We start from the raw sequence: 21,298 nt of genomic DNA on the forward strand, positions 1-21,298 counted from the left end.
ATCAGGCTAAAAACAATCCCAACAACCTCAATCCGGAAACCGCGCATTCACCATCAGCGCCTCATCCACATTGGCAATCATTAAGTCCACATAACGCGGATCAAGGTGGCTGCCGCTGATGTTTTGCAGGTGGCTGAGAACGGCGTCGAGTTCCCAGGCCGGTTTGTAGCAGCGGGCGTGCATGAGGGCGTCGAAGACGTCGGCGACGGCGACGATGCGGGCGTAGACGTGGATGTCTTCGCTGCGCAAGCCTTGTGGATAACCACTGCCATCATATTTTTCATGATGCTGGTGGGCGATGATGGCGGCTGCCTTGAGTATGGGTCTTTGTGAACCTTCCAGTATCGATGCGCCTACGTCGGGATGCTGCTTCATGATTTCCCATTCGGCGACATCCAGTTTGCCGGGTTTCAGTAAAACCGCATCAGGTGTTGCGATTTTTCCTATGTCATGCATGGGCGCGGCTTGCCGCAGGATATTCGCTTCATCCCTGGACATGCCAGAAGCCACTGCCAGCAGGTAAGAAACCTCGGCCATGCGTTGTACATGGTTGCTGGCTTCATGCGAGCGCGATTCCACCACGTCACCGAGGCGCATGATCATTTCACTCTGGGTATCGGTGATTTCCTGGTTGAGTAAAATATTATCGAAGGCGATCGCTACGCCGGAAGAAAATACTTCCAGCAATTTGGCATCGATCTCGGCAACATCATGCACCCCCCTGAGTACCAGCAAAGATGCCTTGCCACTGCTATTCGGGAAATAACCTACATAGGTATCACCATTCAGGAGTGAGATGCGGTTGGCGCAGGCTTCGTGCAATTGCTGCACCAGCTCATCGGTAAAAATCTGGCTGTCATCCTCGAACTCCCCTATCTTGGCCAGCACTTCATAACTGTCGGCACCCGAGATGCCGCTGGCACCGCGCAGGCGCACCAGCAGGCTTTGTTCCAGCCGCAACAGAGCGACCACTTGCTGCAGCAAGCCATTGGCAAAATCATGCAGATTGCGTTGTTTGAAGATATGGGCGGAGGCTTCGATGACACGCTCCAGGCCTTCTCTATAAGTGGCCTGGAAGCGTCTGGCCTGTTCCACATCCATGATGTCGCGGTAGGCCCGCAGGGCGGCGAAGGTGGTGGTGAACAACTTCTTGCGGTCGAGTTCGGTTTTTTCCTTGTAATCATTGATGTCATAATCAACGATGACATTTTCTTCCGGTGCCTGACCAGGCTGACCTGTGCGCAAGACGATGCGGGTGAACTGATTGCCCTGTTCCTGACGCAACCAGCGCGCTACTTCCAGGCCGCTGTCCTCTTTTTCCATGACCACATCGAGAAATACCAGGGCAATATCCTGGTGGCTGGCCAGCATGGTTTTAGCCTCTGCGCCGCTATAGGCATCGAGAAATAGCAGTGGTCTTCCATCCATGCGAAAACGGCTCAGTGTCAGCTTGGTGACATCGTGAACATCAGGTTCATCATCAACCAGCAAGACTTTCCAGGGCGGCAGCGGCTTTGTATTCGATGACAAGAAAGACATGACGTATATCCCCTCAAAACCTGCATGGATGGATGAGTCTGAATGAATTAATTGGCCCTGCTTTTCCTTATTATGTATACATTTCTGTCATCTGTCACAAGTCAGATAACACCATCAGTTTTTATTCGACAAGGCCAGCTTGATACCAAAAGAAACAAACATCAGGCCGATAAAGCGGTTCAGCCACAGCGTGACAGTCTGGTTGACAGCCATGCGTTGCCTGGCAAATGCCGTCGATACTGCCAGGAAATGACACCAGATCATGCCATTGAAATTGAAGATACAGCCCAGGACGATCAGGGCCAGCGGCTTGTTGCTGGCGTCCGCCGCAATAAACTGTGGCACAAAAGCCAGGAAGAAAATCGCTACTTTGGGATTGAGTACATTCGTCAGAAAACCCTGCATGAAAATCTTGCGATGGCTGAGCACAGGTTGGCTGGCATTGCCTGCCTGCGTTTGCCCTGCAGATTTCGCCTTGCTCAACAGCATGGATACACCCACGTACAACAGATAGGCCGCCCCCGCCAGTTTGACGATGGTAAACGCAGTTGCAGAAGTCGCCAGCAAAGCCGATAAACCCAGGGCCGCTGCCATGATATGCACCAGAGTACCGGTACCTATGCCCAGCGCTGCCGCCGAGCCAGCGCGCCAGCCCTGCGTTGCACTGCGTGTCATGATGAGGATGGAATCGGGACCAGGGGCGATATTAAGTAAGATGCCTGCGATGATGAACTGGATGAGGTCTTGCGTGCCTAACATATATACTCCGGTATGGGATGGGCTTGCGAAGAAGCTGATTATACTGAGAATTGCAAATCCATCTTGTAAGCAAAGATTTTGATTTTTCAGGATTTCACAAATGAAGCAATTTTGGAATAACTTATCCCCCATCTGGAAGACAGTGCTCGTCTGTCTGGTAATGGAGGCCGTTTTGTTTTTCCTGCTACTGGTATTGAGCCGTTCGTTGATTATTTCAGCCGTGGTGCAGATCGTATTGTTTGGTCCGCCTGGTCTGTTTTTTGCCCCTTTTCTCTATAAAAAATACAAAAAACTGACTGAAAAGTCGCTGGAAGCGGACGCATGAATCCTAAAAAATTAAGCTATGACTGGGTCTGTCATGCCTGTACAGCAGAAAACAGCAAGCAAGTCCAATAATGCCAGGTGTGTGGCTGTGAAGCCTTTGCCAGCGTAAAGACCATGCAAAACCATGCGAACCAGCAGCGCAAAGCTGAGTTCCAACTCTCACGCGAGCAGACAGTGCAAGTCTTGTTCTGGGTAGTGACGGGGATTATTGTGCTTTTGTTTAAATTTGCACTGATGCTGTGGATATGAAACGGGCATTTTGTGCCTACATTGTGCCCACATAATAAGACCACTCGCAATTTGCTGCATAATGACGCTTTTAGTCGGCATTTTCGTTTAAACACGAACTAGCAAGTTTTCCCGGGTTCGCTTGAAAACTTGCTGCTGGCTTGTATAATTTTGCTTCGCATTTCATGTCTACCTCTGCCCAAACAGTAACAACTCCTGACTTATCCACAGTGCAAACCCTGGCAGAATTATTTGCCTGGCGGGTAGCACAAACCCCTGATGCAGAAGCCTATAGACAATTTGATGATGCCCAGGGCTTGTGGATATCTTATTCCTGGCAACAGACGCAAGAGCGCATGCAGGGCTTCATCAAGGCCTTGTCACCGCTGGCACTGGAACATGGTTCCCGTATTGCCATCCTGTTGCCGAATGGCTTGCATGCGATCTGCATGGACCAGGCTACCCAGGCTTGTGGTTTCGTACCCGTGCCCATGCATGCGCTGGATAACCCGGCCAGTATTGCCTACATCCTGTGCGACAGTGATGCCTCTTTTTTAATCGCAGCAACTGACCAGCAATGGAAAGAAATTGCCGATGTGGGGCTGGAATTGCCAGCCTTGCGCCAGGTTGTGGTCTTGCAAAAAAACCTGGATGCAGCCTCCTTGCCAGTCAGTGTCCCCGTATTGCACATTGATGAATGGCTGGCCAGTGCGGCACATTTGCAGGCCAGTGTAAAAGGTCCGGTGGCCGATGATCTGGCTGCCCTGGTCTACACCTCAGGCACGACCGGCAAACCCAAGGGTGTCATGCTGACGCATACCAATGTGATGTCGAATGTGAAGGCAGTTGTGCACAGGGTGTCGCCTGTCATCAGCGATGTGTTTTTATCCTTCCTGCCCCTGTCGCATACCTTTGAGCGTACGGCTGGTTATTACCTGCCGGTGGCGGCTGGTGCCTGCGTTGCTTTCTCGCGCTCGGTCAAGCAATTGCCGCAAGACTTGCAAGAGGTAAGGCCGACTATCCTGATCTCGGTGCCGCGCATCTATGAGCGGGTATATGGCGTTATCCAGACCAAGCTGTCTGCCTCGGCATTCCAGGCAGGTTTGTTTAATATGGCAATTGCCACCGGCTGGCGTCGTTTCAGCCGCAGCCAGGGTTTGCTGAAAGGCGATGGCATGACAGGCTTGCTGGATGGCTTGCGCTGGCTGGTGCTGGAACCCTTGATTGCCAGCAAACTCAAACAACAATTTGGTGGTCGCCTGCGGGTGGCAGTCAGTGGCGGTGCGGCCTTGTCGCAGGCAATTTCGCAATGTTTCCTGGGACTGGGCATCCCTATTGTGCAAGGATATGGCATGACCGAGACTGCTCCAGTGGTTTCCTTTAATGCTCCTGATGACAATGACCCTGCCACGGTAGGCCGTGCTGTGGAAAATGTAGAAGTGCGCATAGGTGACAATGCCGAACTCCAGGTACGTGGCCCGAATGTCATGCGCGGTTACTGGAAGCGCGAAGAAGATACCGCCAAGACTTTTATCGATGGCTGGCTGCGTACCGGTGACCAGGCTTCCATCGTCGATGGACGGGTGCGCATCCTCGGTCGCGTGAAAGAAATCATCGTCACTTCTACCGGTGAAAAAATTGCTCCTGTCGATCTGGAACTGGCAATTACCAATGACCCGGTATTTGAGCAAGCCTATGCCTTTGGTGAAAACTCCCCCTTCATTGCCTGTGCTGTGGTGCTAAGCCGTGCTTACTGGCTGGAATTGTCACGCTCGCTGGGCCTGGATGCGAATGATGCAGCCTGCCTGAAATCCCCCAAGGCACAAGAGGCAGTAGTACAGCGCATTAAGGAATTGACCAAGAACTTCCCCTACTATGCGCAACCGCGTGCCGCGGTCTTGACGCTGGAAGCCTGGACTGTGGAAAACACCCTGATTACCCCAACCTTGAAGCTCAAGCGCAATAATCTGCTGGCGCATTTTGCCGAGGATATCAAGGCTGTGTATAAACGCTGATAGCGCTGATAGTGCTAATTAACAGGAGAACGGTGCGCACGGCGCACCCTGGTCTTTCATTGATTAAAATGGACTTATCCACATGCTGACGCGGCAAACTGCCACATCAATATGTGTCATCCAAATGGGATGAAATCTATACCGTTCTGTATCTTGGCGATCACTTGCGCCTGGTTTTCGGCGCTTTCACTAAAGCCTGCCAGTGCGGTGGCTATCGTATCCTTGCCCGTGGCCAGTTGCCCCAGCCAGTAATCCATGCCAGGCTGGTCTGGTGCGCGATGCAATACATTTTGATAATAAGCAGTGATGACTTGCTCATTGCTCGGGTTATTCCCATATAACCTGTGGAACTCATCAGAGACCACAAAACTATTGGCAACGTCGCGCAGGGTCTGGCCCTTGTCCATCTGCCCTATCCAGTAACCCAAGCCTGCCAGGTCCGGGACGCGGTTGAATGCCGCCTGGTAGATGCGGTAGGCTATGCCAGGTGTACTGGTGATATCCAGTGCCACGGACATGTCGGCAAATTGCAGACGCTCTACCTGGTTCACGGTATCCGTGCCCTCGGCCCCGGTTTTGTCTAGCACGATAAAATTTGCACCGCTGGCAGTAATGGCAAAGTCTGCCCGTTTGCCCGCATAAATCGCCGTATCCAGGCCAGCGCCGCCATTGATAGTGTCATTCCCGGCCAGGCCGTTGAAACTGTCATTGCCGGCCGTGCCATTCAATGTGTCATTTGCTACCGTGCCTATGATGCCGCCAGGCACAGCCTTGGGAACAGTCGTGAAGGAATAACTGCTGGTGCCTATGAAGTTATTGCCAGCCAGATCCTTGATGGCACCAGAAGGTATGCTCAGCTTGTAGGTGCTGGCATTGTTCAAGTCATTGGTCGGGTTGATGGTGACGGTATTGCCATTGATGCTGACATTGCTGCTCTGGGCAATATTGTAAGTAGCGACTGTGCTGCCGTCGGCATTCAAAAGGCTGATCGTGCCACTGCCCGCCTTGACGGCTTCACTGAAGGTCAGCACGATATCGCTATTGGTCGCCACGCTGGTGGCCAGCGTGGCCGGGCTGAAACTGATGACCGTAGGTGGTGTGGTATCACCAAAAAAACTCAGCAAGTCCAGCACATCCTGGCCATTGTTGAAGACCAGTCTTTCCATATTCAGTAGCGTTGCATGCAATTCGCCGCTGGCACCAGACAGGGTATCGATATGCACAGAACCATCTGCCGCCTTGGTGATGGTATAGCTGGAGCGCAGTGAAGTTCCGAGATTGAGCGTGTCTATGCCGCCCTTGCCATCCAGGGTAAAGGTTGATGGATTAATGACGGTCCAGGTATTATTGCCATCGTCGCCGACTACTGTAGTCATGATAGATACTCCTTAAAATCTCTGTTCAGGCATCCGCCTGCGTATGTACTCTGCCCTGCTGGTCTATTGCCAGAAAACGCAAGCCTGTGTGTCGTAAATATTCCAGTGCATTTTCTTCCTTCAGCATGCCTATAGTGGTGCAACTGCCAGCCAGCGCAGCCACCGGTGCCAGCACGCTGATGCTGCGCCATTGCCTGACCGGCATGCCGGTCTGCGGATTCAGGATATGGCAATAACGCTGTCCGCCAACTTCAAGATATTTTTCATAGTCGCCACTGGTGGCCAGCGCCCCCGATGTAAGCGGGATGCTGGCGGCTATCTTGTCTGGCTGGCGCGGGTCTTGTATACCCATGATCCAGGCCTGGCCATCCGGCTTGGGCCCCAGCACCCGTATATCGCCACCCAGGTTCACATAGCCATGCGTGACACCTGCCACTTCTAATACTGAGGCTGCCCGGTCTGCTGCATATTCCTTGCCAAAACCGCCAAAATCGATTTCCATGCCTGCCAGTGGCAACCTCAGTCTGTTGCCTGCTCTCTCCACTTTATGCCAGCCTATACGCTGACATAAAGCCTGTAATTCATCTGCCGCTGGCATCCTCTGGCTCTTGAAATCCCAGGCCTGGCGCAATATGCCCGCTGTGATATCGAACAAGCCTTCGCTGGCCTCATGCAGGGCCTGGGCATAATCCAGCAAGGCCACCGTCTCCTCATCACAGGTTACAGCACCGCCACCCGCCTGGGTATTGATGCGCGAGACTATGCTGTCTGGTCGGTAGCGCGAATACTTGACCTCTATCCTTCTTACTTCGGCAATCGCTTCCTGCGCCTTGGCAAACATTGCCTGTTCGTCGGTATCTGCAATGACAACTTCACAGGTACTGGCCATGGCCTTGAAAGGGATGCGGTAAATCTGCATAAATTTGTCTTCAGTCACTAAAACTGTCGTGATATTCCCAGTTGTATGGTCCTGGCATCAAACGGCAATAAGCCCGGGCTGCCGCTGCCAAACAAACGGTAAGAAGCACGTTGCTGATACTGCTCAAACTTCACGTCGGCTTGCCAGTCCTCATTAATCTGCTTGGCCAGCTTGATGCCCACAGTACGGGCGCCATAGGCCGAGACCCTTTGGTCTTCTGAATAATTTTGTGCACCTTCGGGTGGGTTGGGCGCAAAAGGATAAATTTCCGGCTGTGCATTGACATAAAAACTGGCCGCGCTCTGGCTATAGATGCGCACTATGGGCGTGATGCTCCAGCCCTGGGCAAAAGGCTGGGTATATTCCAGGTTGAAGGTATGCGACCGGATCTTCCAGCTATCGCCAAAATAGCGGTAACTGATGCGCGCACTGCCGCCTGTGGCATCGAAATGATGGTTCCAGCGTGTGAGCAGGGTGTAGCTATTACGCTCATCCGGGCGCTTGTCAAAAGCCTTGTAGGGATCAGACAAATAACCTTTGGCATGGGCCAGGCTGGCATTGACCTGCACGATATCATTCATGCTCATGACCTGGGTCAGGCCGAGCAAGACGTCCGTCACCTGCTTGTTCTCACCTTTGACCCTGCCGGTGGAGGCGCTGACGGTATCATTGGCAAAGCCCAGGCCTGCAGTCCAGGTGGTATTTTTATCTTCACTGAACTGGCTGCCCTGTACTGACATGCCACGCGAAATATAATCTGATTCACTCGATGCGCTGGCACCCAGGGTCAGAGTATGATGGGCAAAATAGCGGGTGACTTCGGCATCCAGTGCCCGGCGAAAATCCCTGAGCTTGACCAGACCATAGCTATGAAAGGCTGGCGAGGCACCAGAAATACTGTCTGTCACATAGGTCGCACCGACTGACCATTCATCCGACAAGGGAGCCATGACTTTGAGAGCGCTGGCCTGCACCTTGACACGGTCTTCGCCGGGCTGACTATCCTGGTAATCTAGTAATTTCAGACTGATCACGCCCTTGTCCGGAGCCGATTCTGCATGTGCAGCCTGCATCATGGGCAAGGCCAGTGCAGCAGCCAATAAGCTGGTAGCGAGCTTGTCTGGGGATTTCAAAGTGACTGGTTTCATGCTTTTTTCTTAGCCTTGTCCACGCTTATTCATTAATTGCAACCACAACCGCCGCCACCAACACCCGTGCCACCAAAGGCAGATTCCTTGCTCGAATAGGTATGCTCGGCGAATTTGCTTTCCAGGGCATCATGGTCAAAAGTCATTTCCTTCTTGGCCAGCTTGCCTTTTTCCCAGGGTTGTACAGCTTGTACCAGTTGCATATTGCCGCAAGCGGTGCAGGACAGCATCAGGACCAGCAAGGCCAGTTTGTGAAGATGTTTGCTTTGCTTGAGTTGTCTCATCATTTACTCCCCAGACCAGCCTGTATGGCTTGTTCAATTTTTGCCTTGCTGGCTTCCGTAAAACCGGCATGCTGTGACAGTATCTTGCCACTTCTGTCTATCAGGATGCTGCTGGGCATACCCTTGATTTCATACTGGCGCGGCATGACACCCTTGGGGTCATAGGCGATATGAAAATTGCCAGGCGTGGATTTTAGGAACTCCAGCGCATCTTCCTGTTTGGTATCGAGATTGATGGCGACGACCTGGAAACCTTGTGCACCATACTTGTTTTGCATGGCATTCATCCAGGGAAAGGATTGCTTGCATGGCCCGCACCAGGATGCCCAAAAGTCGAGATAAACGACTTTGCCGTGATAATCAGCCAGTTGTATATTGCCCTTGCTGCTCTGGGCACTGAACTCAGGCGCGGGTTTGCCGGTTTCCAGTGCCAGCGCAGGCACACTTAAGGCCAGGGAGGTGGCAAAAAATACTGCTGCCTTCAGATTCAGAAATTCCATGGTGCGGCCTTGCCTGTCTTGCAGGATAAGTGAGTGCAGCGCTGGATAGACGTAGGTCCTACCAGCAACTGGCGTTTTACATCCATCATAAGCCCAGCCCAGAATAAATAAATCCTGGCATTGGTAAAGATACCGAGTTTTCTGTAATGAACTGTAACGTGGGAATGCAGTTAAAACAAGTCTGTTCTCAAACAAGTTTCCAAATTAACATAATCTCTCTAGCAAATTGCATCGCTACTTAAAAACAACAGATCGCATTGCTGTTTTGACCCTGCTTGTCTATCTGGCTAGCATGTTTGTGCAAAAACAAATGAATTTTGAATGGAAATGGAAAAGCGCATGAAAGCTAACATGGATCAGCAATTTGAAGACGGCCTGCAAATACGCAAGCAAGTCATGGGTGAGGCCTTTGTCGAGAAAGCATTCAGCAATACCGATGCCTTTACTGCACCCTTGCAGGAATTTGTCACCCGCAATGCCTGGGGTACGGTCTGGTGCCGTGACGGCCTGGATTTGAAAACCCGCAGCCTGATTACCCTCTCCATGCTAACGGCCCTGGGCCGCGCACATGAGATCAAGGGCCATGTACGCGGTGCTGTCAATAACGGTGCCAGCATGAAAGAAATACAAGAAGTACTATTGCATGCCAGTGTGTATTGCGGCATGCCACTGGCCATCGACGCCTACCGTTCTGCCCACGAAGTCTTGCTGGAGATGGGCAAGATAGACATCGCCTAAGCAATAGCAACCTCAATAGCAACCTGAGATTTCTAAGGAAGCAGATATGACAGAGAAAAGAAAAGCCATTGCACTGACTGAAGACGGGATAAGCCGTCCGTTTGCGGTGGAGGATGTACCCTGGGATGAATATTCCCACGGGCAGAGTTTTGGTTCACGTTATCGCCAGCTGGGCCAATATGGCGGATGCCAGCACGTAGGTGTGTGTATGGAAGAACTGGCCCCCGGCAAGCACGCCTGCCCCAACCATTATCATTACCTGGAAGAAGAACAATTGATGCTGCTGGACGGCAGCCTGACCCTGCGCATGGGTGATCAGACCTATATCATGAAAGCCGGTGATTACATGGTATTCCCGGCCGGGCAAAAGGTCGGCCATAGCCTGTTCAATCATACCGATGCGGTATGCCGCTACCTGATCATAGGCGAGCGTAATCCACATGATGTGATTGTCTACCCCGATAGCAAGCGCATCAGCGTGCAACTGGCCGGTGAAGGCTATGACCAGGCAGCGACGCTGGCATATTGGGAACGCGAGAAGGATTGAAAAGGATTAAACAGCGGCGCAGGCTTTGCAACTAAGCACCCTAATTCCTCATTTGGTGTCATCACAGTAGCTGTCCGGCAAGAATTGCCGGATACTCTGGACGGGCTTGATAGCGTAAAAGGATAAGTGATGCGCCGCATGTGGCTTTTTTATACTCTGGCATGGATAGCGTATTCCATCCTGATTGCTTTGGCGATACAGGTAGATGGCTTGTCCAAAGGGCAATTCGATTTGCAACTGGCGCTGTATTCAGAAATCAATACTTTGCCAGCAGCGCTCACCCTGGCTTTGATCTGGCCCCTGACTGCCTGGATGGAACGCAAGGCTCTGCGCCCACTCAGCATCGTGTTCATCCATATTTTGCTAAGTGTGGTCTTCGGTTTTTTCTGGCACTACCTGATCAGTGGCTTCATGCAATTGATAGTACATGTCAAGGAAATTGAAGAAGTACGCCCCCTGAGTGCCTATATCTGGCCCTTCCTGTATAGCCTGATGATGTATGGCGTGGTTGCCAGCATTTTTCATTCCGTACGTTCCAGCGACGCACGCCGCCTGCAAATGCTGGCTGCTGCCCAGGCCCAGGGCTTGCTGGTCGTGGCAGAACTGGCCAGCTTGCGTAACAAGCTCAATCCCCACTTTTTATTCAATACCCTGCATTCCATCATTGCCCTGATGCGCAAGGACGGCAAAGCGGCCGAGGCCGCGCTCTTCCGTTTTTCCGACATGCTGCGCTATGTGCTCGATACCGAGAAAAACGGTAGTACTCATGTTGCCCTTGAAGATGAATTGAACTTCGTCCGCGATTACCTCAACCTGGAAGCCTTGCGCCTGGGCCACAGGCTCAATGTGGACTGGCAGCTCGATGAAATGGCTGGTGGCTTTGGTTTGCCAGCACTGACAGTGCAACCACTGGTGGAAAATAGCATCAAACATGCTTTCAACCCGCGCAGCCAGCCTGGCAAGCTCCTCATCAAGACCAGGCTCAAGGCCTTGCAAGGTGAACTGGAAATCACCATCCGCGACGATGGCCCCGGAGCTGAGCTGGCAGAAGTGCAGGCGTCAAGCGGTATAGGCGTGAAAACCGTAGAGCGCCGCCTGCATCTTGAATATGGCGGGCGCGCCAGTTTCACCATTAATACTGCACCAGGGCAGGGTTTTGAAATATGCTTGACCATACCTATCTCTTCGATGTGAAGATAAGAATCAAATCATGAGCAAAATTAAAACCGCCTTCATCGCAGAAGATGAACCCCTGGCCCGCGAAGTCTTGCGCGATGCCGTCAGCGACAGGCCAGAACTCAGCCTCATCGGTGAAGCTGCCGATGGCGTCACGGCATTGACGCAAATCAATCTGCTCAAGCCTGACGTAGTCTTCATGGATATACAAATGCCCGAGATGACTGGTCTCGAAGTTTTGCGCCGCCTCAGTCATTTGCCAGAAATCGTGTTTACGACGGCGTATGACCAGTATGCCGTGACCGCCTTTGAATTGCATGCGGTGGATTACCTGCTCAAGCCCTTTACCCGTGAACGTTTTGATGCCGCGGTAGACCGCCTGCTGGATGCACCCCCTTCCATGCAAGCCATGGAACATGCCCTCAATCTGGCCGCCGGTCGCGATACCGCAAGGCTGGAACGCATACTGGTACGTGACCGTGGCCATATCTTCCCGGTCAATGTGAACGACATCGCCTATCTCAAAGCAGATGCCAAATACACTGCCATTATCGTCGGCGACCGGACCCACCTGGTCAGGCTGGGCATCACCGAACTCGAAACCCGCCTAGACCCGGCACGCTTCATACGCATACACCGCTCGCTGCTGGTGAACCTGGATTTTGTTGAGTCCATGAAAGCCGACGAGCAATCACAATTACGCCTGCATATGCGCGATGGCAGTGTCTTGCTGGCGAATCGCGAGGCTTCGCGCATGTTGCGGGATATGTCCATCTGAGTTTTGGCGGCTTTTCTCCTTCCTCTTCAAGGAGGGAGCTTGGGATGGGGATGGGTTTCTGTTGACTGACGATGATCCTATTTTCTATGCCCTGTAGGAGCGGCTTCAGCCGCGAACAATACGCCGTACCTCATATTCCCGTCTGTATCAACCATTCGCGGCTAAAGCCGCTCCTACGGGTATGGTTTCTCCTAGTCCTGCAGCAGTTCGCGAACCAGGTAAGCAATTCGCGCCATCTGGGTCTGCCTTCGTCGCATACCCCGGCAAGCCCGCCGCAGGCGCGGCAAGATACGGGTATCGCAAGTGGCGATGCAAACTACGGGAGACAGACGGTGAAGCACTATTTTCAAACTATGATTTTGGCGGCGAGCGTTGCATTCGCAGTGACTGGCGTGGCCCAGGCAGCAGAGCTGACGGTAGAAGTGACGGGGCTGAAAAGCAGCAAAGGCAAGGTCATGGTCGCTGTGTATAACAAGTCAGAAAATTTCCTGAAACAGCCTTTCAGAGTGGCAGCCGTAGATGCCCAGGCTGACAAGGTCAAACTGCTCATTCCTGATTTAGCACCCGGCGATTATGCCCTCAGTGTGTTCCAGGATGAGAACAGCAATGGCAAACTGGATACCAATCCCATAGGCATGCCTGTCGAGCCTTATGGCTTCAGCAATGATGCTGAGGGCAGCTACGGGCCACCTAGCTTTGCACAATCGCTGGTGCAATTGCCGGATGCTGGCAAGCTCATCAGCATCAAATTGCGCTAAGGGAGGGCTAGCCATGGACAGGCGTCATTTCCTGCGCGGTGCATTGGCGGCGCTGCCGGCCATCGCATTGCCAGCCGGGGCATATGCAGACGAAACCAGGGATGCCTTTCTGGCGAACCTGCCAGCCCACCAGCGCCTGGCTGTGCTCAAAAACCGGGAATCCGACATACTGGGCAGCGCGGCAGTCGTCGAAGGTCGCTGGCCTGCCGGGCTCAAAGGCACTTTCTACCGCAATGGCCCGGCGCGCTTTGAACTGGGTGATGAACGCTATCACCACTGGTTTGATGGAGACGGCATGGTGCATGCGTGGCAAATGGAGCATGGCCGCGTGCGGCATAAAGCGCATTTCGTGCGTACCAAAAAATTTGTCGAAGAATCAGCTGCAGGGCAGTTTTTGTATCCCGCCTTTGGTACCGGCATCAGCCGCAGACCAGTTGGCAATAATGATACGGTCAATACCGCTAACACCAATGCCGTGCCGCATGCAGGCAAGCTGTATGCCTTATGGGAAGGCGGCTCGGCCACAGAGCTCAATCCGGCCAGCCTGGCGACCGAGGGTATCAAGACCTGGCGCGATGATCTGGCTGCCATGCCATTTTCTGCCCATCCCAGGATTTCACCAGATGGTGTGCTGTGGAATTTTGGCGTCGCACCGGGTGCTAACAAACTCCTGCTATGGCGTATAGATGCGGATGGCAGCCTGGGTAAGTTCGGCATGATCAACATACCCCATTTGCCCATGGTGCATGATTTCGTATTGACGGCGAAGTATATGGTCTTCCTGGTGCCACCTTTTGATATGCGCAATTCGCCAGACCAGAGCTATCTGGGCTCACATGTATGGAATGGCCAGCGCCCCATGCGTGCCGTGGTGGTGGATCGTGCAGATTTCAGCCTGCGCCGCATTATAGAAATGCCCGCAGGCATGGTCTTTCACTCCGGTAATGGCTGGGACGAAGGTAATACCATACGCCTGGATGCCAGCATGGCGGCAGACGACAGCAGCCTCAGGGGCCTGGGTAGCATCATGCGGGGCGACACCGGGAAGCTGCAAAATGCAGATACCTTACTCATCACGCTGGATCTTAACCAGGGCATGGCACGCAGCGAAAAACTGATGAGCGTGACAGAATTTCCCCGCATATCACCAGTCGATATGGGTTTGCGCAACCGCCAGCTCTTCGTGACCACCGGCGACAAATCGCCAGAATTTGGCATGACAGGCATCGCCAGCATTGATATGGAAACTGGCCGTCATGACAGATACAACTATGGCCAGGACTGGGTAGTTGAAGAACACATACCTGTGCCCAAGTCAGGTGGCAAGGGTGTGTGGTTGCTCGGTGTGGCTTACGATGTGAGAAAGTCGCAGACAGCGCTGAGCGTGTTTGACGGTGCGCATTTGTCACAAGGCCCGGTGGCCAGGGCACGCCTGCCCTATGCGGCACCGCTATGTTTTCATGGCAATTTTTTGGCGGCCTGAGTTTGTCCCTAAGCAGGGGCCAGGCTTGCCAGCCCCTGCCCACCTGTTTAGACTGTCATGATGAAACAAGCACATGCCAACATCGTCAACGCTTTGCCTGGCAGTCAAGAGGCCAGCGACCACCCTCTTGCATTGATTCCCTACTTCCGCCGCTGGCAGCCGGGCATACTGCGCGACCTCGCCTATACCTTCATACTGGGCCTGGGTTTTGCCCTGTTTTTCTTCGCCCTGTATGCATATAACCTGTCACGTGACCAGTTGATGGCGCAGTTGTGGAATAATTTTGTCATCGCGATGTCGATCTCCTATTCCATCCATATCTTGTTCGCAATCAGCTCTTTTTTGCTTGGGCCTGGGCTGGAGAAGATTCGTGGCTGGAAGTGGGCTGCCTATTACCTCATCGTACCAGGCTGCGGTGTGTTTGCTGGCTATTTTCTGGCCGTCATACTCATCAATCCGGCTGCGCTGCATCTGCATTTTTTCCAGCCGGGTGTCATTTTTAATTTCGCCATTGTTTCCGTACTGGTTTCCTGTGTGCTGCTATTCGCCTATCTGATACGGGAGCGTGAGTTACAGGACAAGGAAAAAATCGCCACAGAACAGCAACGCGCCCTGGAATCCGAGCGCCGCGCGCTTGAGGCGCAGCTACGCATGCTGCAGGCGCAGATAGAGCCGCATTTCCTGTATAACACCCTGGCCAATGCAGTAGGCTTGATACAGCCGGATCCGGCACGCGCCCGCCTCTTGCTCGAACGCCTGATCGACTACCTGCGCGCCACATTATCGGCCAGTCGTGACAGCGATACTCTGCTGCAGGGCGAGATCGATACGATAAGCGCTTATCTGGAGCTGATGAAGCTGCGCATGGGCGAGCGCCTGCGCTACCGCATGGAACTGTCAGACCAGGCCACCAACCTGACCATACCACCCATGCTCTTGCAGCCCATCGTTGAAAACGCCATCAGCCATGGTCTGGAACCTAAAATTGAGGGTGGTGAAATCCTGTTGAAGGCATATGTAGAGATGGATCATCTGCATGTTGTCATCAGCGATACCGGCGTGGGTTTCCAGACTATTACCAGCAGCAAGCCAGGGGGCGGGGTAGGTTTGTCGAATTTGCGTGAACGCATAGCAGCGCTGTATGGTAAACAAGGCAGCCTGAACATCATGGAAAATGCTGCAGGCGGCGTCAGCGTGAGCCTGCATCTGCCCTTGCCATCTGCCACCATCAACAAATCTTAAGCCTTAAGCCAGTACTGACATGCATACAGCACTCATAGCAGACGATGAAGTCACACTCGTCAATTTTCTCAAGGCAGAGCTGGCAGAGTTGTGGCCGGAGTTGAAGATAATCGCCGTGGCCTACAATGGTGCAGACGCCTTGCGCCTGATAAACGAACTCTCACCTTCCATCGCCTTTTTGGATATTCGCATGCCGGGCATGAGTGGGCTGGAACTGGCAAGCCAGTTGCAAGCTGCAAAAGCGACACCGCTGGTAGTTTTTGTGACTGCTTACAACCAGTACGCGGTAGATGCTTTCGAGCGCGAGGCTGTCGATTACCTGCTCAAGCCACCGACCAGGGAGCGACTGGGGCGCTGCGTAGAAAAACTCAAACGCCAGCTTGCTGCTGATGGAGCCGCACCCGCGGCAGATGTGCTCGCCAGACTGATGTCCGCCATGACAGCTATGCATCAAGCCCCCGCAGCAAGCCGCCTTGACTGGATACGTGCCGCACACGGCAATGACACCCGGCTGATTTCCATTGATGAGGTGGTTTATTTCGAGGCGAACGACAAATACGTATCGGTCTTCACAGACACAGGCGAATCACTGATACGCATGCCGCTCAGGGAATTGCTGGATGGGCTGGACAGCAGCCGCTTCTGGCAAGTACATCGCGGCACTATTGTCGCAATCAAACACATAGCAGGCACCACGCGTGATTTTCGTGGCCGCACCCTGCTCAAACTCAAAGAGCGACCCGAAGAATTACTGGTCAGCCGTGCCTATCTGCACTTGTTCAAGCAAATGTAGGCAGGCGCGATTATGCTTTTGCCTGGAATTGTTAGCTAAAACAACAAAAATTGTCAGCTTCGGCGTTGAAACTCCTTCCCCTTCAAGGGGAAGGCTGGGATGGGGATGGGTTTCAAGCGCAATTTGAATTGCGCTTGATCAACCAAAAACCAATCCCATCCTAAGCTTGAAAGGGAGAGGATTTATTAGTGATTTTTGCCGGAAAAATCATTCCCCTCCTCCAAACCTGTCCCTGAAAAATCCCGGTGTTGTCCCCAGATGTTTCATGAAGCTGCGGTGCAGTGTATCAAGGCTGTGATAGCCTGAATGGTCAGCTATCCTGGCCAGGGGCCAGCTGGTCGTGATCAACAAATTCTTGGCGAATTCCAGCCGGGCGGCATCGACAAAACGGGCTGGAGTAATGCCGGTTTCCTGCTGGAACAGGCGCGAGAAATTGCGCTCACTCATGTGCACCCGCGCCGCCAGTGCTGGCGTGCGCAAGTCACCAGCAGGCTGGGCCAGTATCTCATTGACTAATTGTTGCAGGCGCGAGTTGCTCTGGTTTTGCGATGAAACCTGGCTTTGCAGGGTATGACTGTATTGCGATTGCCCGCCAGCGCGGCGCATGTACAGCACCAGCTCACGCGCCACCGCCAGACTCAGCGCCGGGCCACCATCGGCTTCCAGCAGCGACAGGCAAAGGTCTATGCCAGCGGTGACACCTGCCGAAGTATAGATGGGGCCGTCAGCAGTGAAAATCGCATCAGCATCGAGCTTGACCTCAGGGAAAAGCTTTTGCAATAGCGCGCAGCTATTCCAGTGCGTGGTGGCACGGCGACCATTGAGCAGACCGGCAGCAGCCAGTACCAGCGCACCTATGCAAACGCTGGCAATACGACGGGTATTTTTGCTGCGTGCTTGCAGCCAGGGCAGCAGGATGTTCTCCTTAGCAGCTTCGCGCATCGCAGCCTCGCTGCCGCCAGTGACAATGATGGTATCAATCTCTGTTGGCAAATCCCTGAGTGCGCATACTCCATGTATTTCCAGCCCGGCGTGAGTGGTGATGTTGCCGCCATGCGGGCTGGCGATGATAAGGCGGTAGGCGGGCATGCCTGGCGGCCTGTGCAGATTGGCCACGGCAAACACTTCCATGGGGCCAGAGAGGTCCAGGCTTTGCACGCCAGCCAGGGTAATGAAGACGATAGTGCGGGTATGTTTATCCATGGCGGAATTTGCGACAAGATTGGCGCTACGGCCAAGATATTGATGATTATAGTGTGCCTGTGGATAAATCCCCGGTGTACTGATGAAAACGAAAATCCTGCTCTTCCTGTTCCTGGCCCTGAGCTTTTCCCTGGCTATTGCAGATAGCCTGTCCACGCCTTTACCTGACTATCAGGCGCGTTTTGGCCGCAAGCAAGCCCTCATCGCCGTGGTCGCCGATAATGAAATGACCGAGCTGACCGACTTTGTCGTGCCCTATGCCGTGCTCAAGGCCTCAGGTGCTACGCAAGTTTTGTCAGTGGCAACGGGCAGCGGTGTGGTCAATCTCTATCCCGCACTCAAGATGCAGGCTGAAACAACGATGGCAGGATTTGACCAGGCTTATCCACAGGGCGCGGATTATGTGATCGTCCCGGCTGTACATAATGTGCAGGCAGCAGTCCTGCAAAGCTGGGTCAGGGCCCAGGCTGCCAAAGGGGCTATCATCGTCGGTATCTGTGACGGCGTCTGGGTATTAGCCCATGCGGGTTTGCTGGAGCAGCGCCGTGCCGTGGGTTTCTGGTATTCCATGGATGGCCTGCAAAAACAATTTCCAAATACGACCTGGGTGCGCAACCAGCGTTACCTCGCCGATGGCAAGATCATCACCACGACAGGCGTGACCGCATCCCTGCCCGCGTCACTGGCCCTGGTCGCCTCTATTGCTGGTCACGAGCGCGCAACAGCTCTTGCCAGTGAGCTGGGGATAAAAAATTACTTATCCACACACGACAGCCAGCAATTCAAAATGAGTTTTGCCCATGCTATGACCATTGCAGGTAACTGGCTGCGTTTCTGGTCACATGAAGAAATCGCGCTGCCGCTGAGCGCAGGTGTCAACGACATCGCCCTGGCCCTGTACGCCGATGCCTGGTCGCGCACCTACCGCTCGCAAGTCAAAACCTATGCGGCTAGCATGCATGCCGTGCAGTCGCGGTATGGCTTGCAACTGCTGCCGGATGCCGTGGCAGATGCAGATGTCTTTGACCAGATGAAAAGAGAGCAAAACTGGCTCACTGACATCTCCCCGGCACGAGCGATAGATAAAGCCTTGCAGGAAATAGGCAAGGCCTATGGCCTGGCGAGCAGGGCCATGGTCAGCACCTTTATGGAATATCCGCAATAGTAAGATACATCATGAAGCTGAACCAATTCATTGTAAACTGGTCAAGTATTGCAGTGTCAACGCAAAAGGACGACCATGTTTGCTTACAAAATCAAATTACTGGCGATACTGCTGATGGGCATTGCACTGACGGGCAAAGCCGCCACAGTTTTCCCTGGCAGTGAATGGGAGAGCACTGCCACCATCAGTGCTGAATGCAAACAGGGCCAGACTGAACTCGATAGCTATGTGCAAAAGCAAGCCACTACAGCCCTGCTCGCCATCAAGGATGGCCGCATCCTGTATAGCTACGGTAAGACTGATCTACCGGGCATCATAGAGTCACAGCGCAAAAGCATACTGTCCATGCTGTATGGCAAATACGTCACCAATGGAGCTATCAATCTCGACCAGACCCTGGAGGCCGCAAATATCGATGATGTCGGTGGCCTCTTGCCTGCAGAAAAACAGGCCAGAGTGCGTGATTTGCTGACTGCACGCTCAGGGGTTTTTCATGCCGCCGCCAATATTGGCGATGATCTGGCCAGTGCACCCGCACGTGGTACACAAACACCGGGCAGCTATTTTCTGTATAACAACTGGGACTTCAATGTCGCTGGCACTCTGCTGGAAAACGCCACCCACAAAAGCATCTATCAATTGTTTGATGAAGACATCGCACAAAGCCTGCAATTACAAGACTACAAACTCAGCGCCCAAAAGAAATTTGGCGACAAAAGCAAATCCAACCACCTGCCCTATCACTTTTTCTTGTCCACCAGAGACATGGCCCGCATAGGCTTGCTCGCCCTGCATGAAGGCAACTGGAATGGCAGGCAATTGATACCGGCAGACTGGATGCGCCTGACGACTAGTGTTTATACACCTTCATCCGACATGCACCCAGCCAGCACCGCAGCACGCCATGTCGCTTATGGCTATATGTGGTGGGTACTCGAAGAACCCAGTGATTCGCCATTGCAAGGCGCCTACATGGCCTGGGGTTTGCACGGACAATACTTGCTCGCTATCCCCAGGTTGAATATGGTGATCGCCCACCAGCGCCGCGTGCCTGTGGATGGCAAATGGGATCAGCCGAAAGTGGGTAAAAATGCGTTTATCCACATGGCGAAATTGCTGACACAAAATTGTTCTTGATATGAATTTAAAACTTGAAGCTTGCACGCCCAATGATGCCGCGCAGTTGGCAGAATTGCGTGCTCTCGCCATGCGCCCAAGTCTTGAACGCATAGGACGCTTTGATGCAGAAAGAGCACGGCAGCGTCTGTTGAAAAATTTTGCAGCCGAATACACCAAGCTCATTAAACAGGATGGCTTGCTCGCCGGGTTTTTAGTGCTGCGTCCACAGGACGATGATCTCTTGTTGGATCATTTTTACCTGCATCCAGATTTTCAACAACGTGGTCTTGGCAGTGCGGCTATCGAGCTGGTGCTGGCAGAAGCTGATGCATTGGAAAAGATCATTCACGTTGGAGCCTTGCTTGACAGTGACGCCAACCGTTTTTATCTTCGTCATGGCTTTGTTTTGCGTGAAGTTGCTGAGTTTGATAATTATTATTTGCGTTATCCACAGGTTGGTTCACGTAGGTGCGAATAGCTTGCGTATTCGCTCGCATGATTCTCAAAGACGAACATAGACCATATTTGGACTATAATTGGACTTCTTGCCCGTTATTCATCTGGAGCGATCATGAAGTTTTCCGAACAAATCAAACCCATTTCCTACTTGAAAGCAAACGCCGCCGAAATCGCCAGGGATTTTAGTGAGAACCATGGTGATCCTCTGATCATTACCCAGAACGGGGAAGCGAAAATGGTTGTCATGGACATCGACAGCTATCAGAAACAGCAGGAAACCATGGCTTTGCTGAAAATCCTCGCGCTTGGCAATAAACAAATTGAAGAAGGCAAGTTTCAAGACGCTGACGATTTTTTTGCTGAGATGGAGAAGGAAGATCAGCAATGAGTCACAAAGTCAAAGTCCTTGCTTATGCCAAAGACGACTATCGTGAAATACGTAGTTATGTGAAGAGAAAATTTGGCGATAAAGTGTGGATGACTGTTGAAGCTGATTTCAAAAAACTACTCAAGCAGATCGCCGATATGCCACTTGCCGGTTTTGTCCCTGAAGAAATTGAAGCGCTTGGTCTTGTTCATTATCGCCAACGCTTAGTAGGACAAACAAGAGTCATCTATCAGATCAAGGAAGAGGAAATTTTCGTCCATATGTTTGTTGATACGAACAGGGATTTTGCTACCGTTCTTTACGATAGATTGATGCACAAGTAAAGAACATAGCGCACGTAAGCGTAGCTTACACCTT

General features: G+C 52.7%; 24 protein-coding genes. 16 read left to right on the forward strand and 8 right to left on the reverse strand.

What is annotated here, in order from left to right; translation table 11 throughout:
- Positions 1-27: 27 nt before the first annotated feature.
- A complete protein-coding gene (locus ACO0LC_RS00665) occupies positions 28-1,539 on the reverse strand; it encodes a DUF3369 domain-containing protein (protein WP_422999594.1) in 1,512 nt (503 codons plus the stop codon).
- Between the two features lie 114 nt (positions 1,540-1,653).
- Positions 1,654-2,298 (reverse strand): LysE family translocator, encoded by a 645-nt coding sequence (locus tag ACO0LC_RS00670; RefSeq protein WP_422999596.1) that lies wholly within the window; start codon positions 2,296-2,298, stop codon positions 1,654-1,656.
- Between the two features lie 100 nt (positions 2,299-2,398).
- Between ACO0LC_RS00670 and ACO0LC_RS00675 the strand changes: the two genes are divergently transcribed.
- The 3 genes from ACO0LC_RS00675 to ACO0LC_RS00685 all read left to right on the forward strand — a co-directional run bounded on the left by ACO0LC_RS00675 (position 2,399) and on the right by ACO0LC_RS00685 (position 4,865).
- Positions 2,399-2,623: a hypothetical protein gene (locus ACO0LC_RS00675; RefSeq protein WP_422999598.1), complete on the forward strand. Its 225-nt coding sequence runs from the start codon at positions 2,399-2,401 to the stop codon at positions 2,621-2,623.
- Positions 2,624-2,736: 113 nt separating this feature from the next.
- A complete protein-coding gene (locus tag ACO0LC_RS00680; RefSeq protein WP_422999600.1) occupies positions 2,737-2,871 on the forward strand; it encodes a hypothetical protein in 135 nt (44 codons plus the stop codon).
- 164 nt (positions 2,872-3,035) lie between these two features.
- Positions 3,036-4,865 (forward strand): AMP-dependent synthetase/ligase, encoded by a 1,830-nt coding sequence (locus ACO0LC_RS00685; protein ID WP_422999602.1) that lies wholly within the window; start codon positions 3,036-3,038, stop codon positions 4,863-4,865.
- 116 nt (positions 4,866-4,981) lie between these two features.
- On the opposite strand, the gene ACO0LC_RS00690 is transcribed toward ACO0LC_RS00685, so the two are convergent.
- The 5 genes from ACO0LC_RS00690 to ACO0LC_RS00710 are packed head-to-tail and all read right to left on the reverse strand — an operon-like array spanning position 4,982 to position 9,092.
- Positions 4,982-6,241 carry a DUF4214 domain-containing protein gene (locus tag ACO0LC_RS00690; protein WP_422999604.1) on the reverse strand — a complete coding sequence of 420 codons (1,260 nt, stop codon included), beginning with the start codon at positions 6,239-6,241 and terminating at the stop codon, positions 4,982-4,984.
- Positions 6,242-6,266: 25 nt separating this feature from the next.
- Positions 6,267-7,160 (reverse strand): FAD:protein FMN transferase, encoded by an 894-nt coding sequence (locus ACO0LC_RS00695; RefSeq protein ID WP_422999606.1) that lies wholly within the window; start codon positions 7,158-7,160, stop codon positions 6,267-6,269.
- Positions 7,161-7,177: 17 nt separating this feature from the next.
- The gene (locus ACO0LC_RS00700) at positions 7,178-8,308 is read right to left on the reverse strand and encodes a DUF3570 domain-containing protein (RefSeq protein WP_422999608.1); all 1,131 of its coding nucleotides are present in this window, start codon (positions 8,306-8,308) and stop codon (positions 7,178-7,180) included.
- Positions 8,309-8,340: 32 nt separating this feature from the next.
- Positions 8,341-8,592 carry a DUF4266 domain-containing protein gene (locus tag ACO0LC_RS00705; RefSeq protein ID WP_422999610.1) on the reverse strand — a complete coding sequence of 84 codons (252 nt, stop codon included), beginning with the start codon at positions 8,590-8,592 and terminating at the stop codon, positions 8,341-8,343.
- Complete coding sequence (locus ACO0LC_RS00710; protein WP_422999612.1) at positions 8,592-9,092, reverse strand: TlpA family protein disulfide reductase; 501 nt, start codon at positions 9,090-9,092, stop codon at positions 8,592-8,594. Before ACO0LC_RS00710 ends, ACO0LC_RS00705 begins: the two co-directional genes overlap by 1 nt.
- A 339-nt stretch (positions 9,093-9,431) precedes the next feature.
- Between ACO0LC_RS00710 and ACO0LC_RS00715 the strand changes: the two genes are divergently transcribed.
- The 8 genes from ACO0LC_RS00715 (at position 9,432) to ACO0LC_RS00750 (ending at position 16,607) form a co-directional block, all read left to right on the forward strand.
- Positions 9,432-9,830, forward strand: a complete 399-nt coding sequence (locus ACO0LC_RS00715) for a carboxymuconolactone decarboxylase family protein (RefSeq protein WP_422999614.1) — start codon at positions 9,432-9,434, stop codon at positions 9,828-9,830.
- A gap of 46 nt (positions 9,831-9,876) precedes the next feature.
- Positions 9,877-10,377 carry a cupin domain-containing protein gene (locus tag ACO0LC_RS00720; protein ID WP_422999616.1) on the forward strand — a complete coding sequence of 167 codons (501 nt, stop codon included), beginning with the start codon at positions 9,877-9,879 and terminating at the stop codon, positions 10,375-10,377.
- Positions 10,378-10,506: 129 nt separating this feature from the next.
- A complete protein-coding gene (locus tag ACO0LC_RS00725; protein WP_422999618.1) occupies positions 10,507-11,571 on the forward strand; it encodes a sensor histidine kinase in 1,065 nt (354 codons plus the stop codon).
- A gap of 16 nt (positions 11,572-11,587) precedes the next feature.
- Positions 11,588-12,331 (forward strand): LytR/AlgR family response regulator transcription factor, encoded by a 744-nt coding sequence (locus ACO0LC_RS00730; RefSeq protein ID WP_422999620.1) that lies wholly within the window; start codon positions 11,588-11,590, stop codon positions 12,329-12,331.
- 332 nt (positions 12,332-12,663) lie between these two features.
- Entirely contained in the window at positions 12,664-13,089 is a 426-nt protein-coding gene (locus ACO0LC_RS00735; RefSeq protein ID WP_422999622.1) for a DUF2141 domain-containing protein, read from the forward strand.
- Positions 13,090-13,102: 13 nt separating this feature from the next.
- Positions 13,103-14,572 carry a carotenoid oxygenase family protein gene (locus ACO0LC_RS00740; protein WP_422999624.1) on the forward strand — a complete coding sequence of 490 codons (1,470 nt, stop codon included), beginning with the start codon at positions 13,103-13,105 and terminating at the stop codon, positions 14,570-14,572.
- 57 nt (positions 14,573-14,629) lie between these two features.
- On the forward strand, positions 14,630-15,814 hold the full coding sequence (locus tag ACO0LC_RS00745; protein ID WP_422999626.1) for a sensor histidine kinase: 1,185 nt from the start codon (positions 14,630-14,632) through the stop codon (positions 15,812-15,814).
- Between the two features lie 19 nt (positions 15,815-15,833).
- Positions 15,834-16,607 carry a LytR/AlgR family response regulator transcription factor gene (locus ACO0LC_RS00750; RefSeq protein ID WP_422999628.1) on the forward strand — a complete coding sequence of 258 codons (774 nt, stop codon included), beginning with the start codon at positions 15,834-15,836 and terminating at the stop codon, positions 16,605-16,607.
- A 207-nt stretch (positions 16,608-16,814) separates the two neighbouring features.
- On the opposite strand, the gene ACO0LC_RS00755 is transcribed toward ACO0LC_RS00750, so the two are convergent.
- Positions 16,815-17,810, reverse strand: a complete 996-nt coding sequence (locus tag ACO0LC_RS00755; RefSeq protein ID WP_422999630.1) for a GlxA family transcriptional regulator — start codon at positions 17,808-17,810, stop codon at positions 16,815-16,817.
- 82 nt (positions 17,811-17,892) lie between these two features.
- On the opposite strand from ACO0LC_RS00755, the gene ACO0LC_RS00760 reads away from it, so the two are divergent.
- The 5 genes from ACO0LC_RS00760 to ACO0LC_RS00780 all read left to right on the forward strand — a co-directional run bounded on the left by ACO0LC_RS00760 (position 17,893) and on the right by ACO0LC_RS00780 (position 21,264).
- Positions 17,893-18,975 carry a DJ-1/PfpI family protein gene (locus ACO0LC_RS00760; RefSeq protein ID WP_422999632.1) on the forward strand — a complete coding sequence of 361 codons (1,083 nt, stop codon included), beginning with the start codon at positions 17,893-17,895 and terminating at the stop codon, positions 18,973-18,975.
- Between the two features lie 75 nt (positions 18,976-19,050).
- Entirely contained in the window at positions 19,051-20,112 is a 1,062-nt protein-coding gene (locus ACO0LC_RS00765) for a serine hydrolase domain-containing protein (RefSeq protein ID WP_422999634.1), read from the forward strand.
- Position 20,113: 1 nt separating this feature from the next.
- Complete coding sequence (locus ACO0LC_RS00770) at positions 20,114-20,572, forward strand: GNAT family N-acetyltransferase (protein ID WP_422999636.1); 459 nt, start codon at positions 20,114-20,116, stop codon at positions 20,570-20,572.
- 93 nt (positions 20,573-20,665) lie between these two features.
- Complete coding sequence (locus tag ACO0LC_RS00775; protein ID WP_422999638.1) at positions 20,666-20,941, forward strand: type II toxin-antitoxin system Phd/YefM family antitoxin; 276 nt, start codon at positions 20,666-20,668, stop codon at positions 20,939-20,941.
- On the forward strand, positions 20,938-21,264 hold the full coding sequence (locus ACO0LC_RS00780) for a type II toxin-antitoxin system RelE/ParE family toxin (protein WP_422999640.1): 327 nt from the start codon (positions 20,938-20,940) through the stop codon (positions 21,262-21,264). The genes ACO0LC_RS00775 and ACO0LC_RS00780 overlap by 4 nt, the downstream gene beginning before the upstream one ends.
- Positions 21,265-21,298: the final 34 nt, after the last annotated feature.

It is taken from the genome of Undibacterium sp. JH2W, from assembly GCF_049340425.1.
Taxonomy (GTDB): domain Bacteria; phylum Pseudomonadota; class Gammaproteobacteria; order Burkholderiales; family Burkholderiaceae_D; genus Undibacterium.

Excerpts from the sequence above, each read along its gene's own strand:
- ACO0LC_RS00665 (WP_422999594.1), bottom strand. The coding sequence starts at position 1,539 with ATGTCTTTCTTGTCATCGAATACAAAGCCGCTGCCGCCCTGGAAAGTC.
- ACO0LC_RS00670 (WP_422999596.1), bottom strand. The coding sequence starts at position 2,298 with ATGTTAGGCACGCAAGACCTCATCCAGTTCATCATCGCAGGCATCTTA.
- ACO0LC_RS00675 (WP_422999598.1), top strand. The coding sequence starts at position 2,399 with ATGAAGCAATTTTGGAATAACTTATCCCCCATCTGGAAGACAGTGCTC.
- ACO0LC_RS00680 (WP_422999600.1), top strand. The coding sequence starts at position 2,737 with ATGCAAAACCATGCGAACCAGCAGCGCAAAGCTGAGTTCCAACTCTCA.
- ACO0LC_RS00685 (WP_422999602.1), top strand. The coding sequence starts at position 3,036 with ATGTCTACCTCTGCCCAAACAGTAACAACTCCTGACTTATCCACAGTG.
- ACO0LC_RS00690 (WP_422999604.1), bottom strand. The coding sequence starts at position 6,241 with ATGACTACAGTAGTCGGCGACGATGGCAATAATACCTGGACCGTCATT.
- ACO0LC_RS00695 (WP_422999606.1), bottom strand. The coding sequence starts at position 7,160 with ATGCAGATTTACCGCATCCCTTTCAAGGCCATGGCCAGTACCTGTGAA.
- ACO0LC_RS00700 (WP_422999608.1), bottom strand. The coding sequence starts at position 8,308 with ATGAAACCAGTCACTTTGAAATCCCCAGACAAGCTCGCTACCAGCTTA.
- ACO0LC_RS00705 (WP_422999610.1), bottom strand. The coding sequence starts at position 8,592 with ATGAGACAACTCAAGCAAAGCAAACATCTTCACAAACTGGCCTTGCTG.
- ACO0LC_RS00710 (WP_422999612.1), bottom strand. The coding sequence starts at position 9,092 with ATGGAATTTCTGAATCTGAAGGCAGCAGTATTTTTTGCCACCTCCCTG.
- ACO0LC_RS00715 (WP_422999614.1), top strand. The coding sequence starts at position 9,432 with ATGAAAGCTAACATGGATCAGCAATTTGAAGACGGCCTGCAAATACGC.
- ACO0LC_RS00720 (WP_422999616.1), top strand. The coding sequence starts at position 9,877 with ATGACAGAGAAAAGAAAAGCCATTGCACTGACTGAAGACGGGATAAGC.
- ACO0LC_RS00725 (WP_422999618.1), top strand. The coding sequence starts at position 10,507 with ATGCGCCGCATGTGGCTTTTTTATACTCTGGCATGGATAGCGTATTCC.
- ACO0LC_RS00730 (WP_422999620.1), top strand. The coding sequence starts at position 11,588 with ATGAGCAAAATTAAAACCGCCTTCATCGCAGAAGATGAACCCCTGGCC.
- ACO0LC_RS00740 (WP_422999624.1), top strand. The coding sequence starts at position 13,103 with ATGGACAGGCGTCATTTCCTGCGCGGTGCATTGGCGGCGCTGCCGGCC.
- ACO0LC_RS00745 (WP_422999626.1), top strand. The coding sequence starts at position 14,630 with ATGATGAAACAAGCACATGCCAACATCGTCAACGCTTTGCCTGGCAGT.
- ACO0LC_RS00750 (WP_422999628.1), top strand. The coding sequence starts at position 15,834 with ATGCATACAGCACTCATAGCAGACGATGAAGTCACACTCGTCAATTTT.
- ACO0LC_RS00755 (WP_422999630.1), bottom strand. The coding sequence starts at position 17,810 with ATGGATAAACATACCCGCACTATCGTCTTCATTACCCTGGCTGGCGTG.
- ACO0LC_RS00760 (WP_422999632.1), top strand. The coding sequence starts at position 17,893 with ATGAAAACGAAAATCCTGCTCTTCCTGTTCCTGGCCCTGAGCTTTTCC.
- ACO0LC_RS00765 (WP_422999634.1), top strand. The coding sequence starts at position 19,051 with ATGTTTGCTTACAAAATCAAATTACTGGCGATACTGCTGATGGGCATT.
- ACO0LC_RS00770 (WP_422999636.1), top strand. The coding sequence starts at position 20,114 with ATGAATTTAAAACTTGAAGCTTGCACGCCCAATGATGCCGCGCAGTTG.
- ACO0LC_RS00775 (WP_422999638.1), top strand. The coding sequence starts at position 20,666 with ATGAAGTTTTCCGAACAAATCAAACCCATTTCCTACTTGAAAGCAAAC.
- ACO0LC_RS00780 (WP_422999640.1), top strand. The coding sequence starts at position 20,938 with ATGAGTCACAAAGTCAAAGTCCTTGCTTATGCCAAAGACGACTATCGT.